The organism is Psychrobacter sp. 1Y4 (assembly GCF_051847555.1).
On sequence record NZ_JBPYDE010000215.1, the window covers coordinates 1 to 957 of the forward strand.

Here is a 957-nt window from a genome sequence, read left to right on the forward strand (position 1 = left end):
TTTTACCTGCCATTTGCGACTTATCCTTTTATAAATAGTGAATTGAGGCTTGTTTTCCAGTGTACTATTTTTTTAGATAATAGCACCATGCCTTTCTCAGTTTTTATACACACAAAAAAGCCAGCGACTTAGGCTGGCTTTTTCTTAAATTGGGAATGAATCAAAATACTCAATACGATTAATTATTTTGATTTAACTCTTGAGCAAAGGCTTCATCAAAGCTTGCAAAGTCTTTACTATCAGTGCTTGCAGTCATATCAAACGCTGCATTAAGATCATTGTCTTGTAGCTTCTGATCAGCCTTGTCTTTACGGGCTTTATGATAAGCAAGACCCGTACCTGCAGGAATCAAGCGACCAACGACTACGTTTTCTTTCAGACCACGTAGCTCATCCACTTTACCAGTCACAGCAGCCGCAGTTAGTACACGGGTTGTTTCCTGGAAAGAAGCGGCTGAGATAAAGCTTTCAGTTGCTAGACTTGCTTTGGTGATACCTAATAATTGACGCTCAAACTGTACTGGGAATTTATCTTCCGCTTCTAGCTTCGCATTCAATGCTTTGATATCTGCATACTCGACCTGATCACCTTTGAAGTGACTTGAATCGCCGCCGTCAGTGATTTCAACTTTACGCAGCATCTGACGAATGATAACTTCGATGTGCTTGTCGTTGATTTTTACACCCTGCAAGCGATAAACGTCCTGTACTTCGTTGACGATATAATCAGCAAGTGCAGTCTGACCTTTCAAACGTAAGATATCATGCGGGTTTTGTGGACCATCAGCGATCACTTCACCACGTGCTACCGTCTCGTTTTCGAAGACGTTGATTTGACGCCATTTCGGGATTAGCTCTTCATGTACTTCACCATCTTCATTAGTAATAATGAAGCGGTTCTTACCTTTAGTCTCTTTACCAAAGCTTACCACACCAGTCATTTCTGCCATGATAGCGT

1 pseudogene is annotated in these 957 nt (G+C 41.3%); it reads right to left on the reverse strand.

Annotated elements, in window-relative coordinates:
* Positions 1 to 178: 178 nt before the first annotated feature.
* Positions 179 to 957 (reverse strand): annotated as a pseudogene (locus ACS8FC_RS15325) (DNA-directed RNA polymerase subunit beta'); the annotation flags it as partial.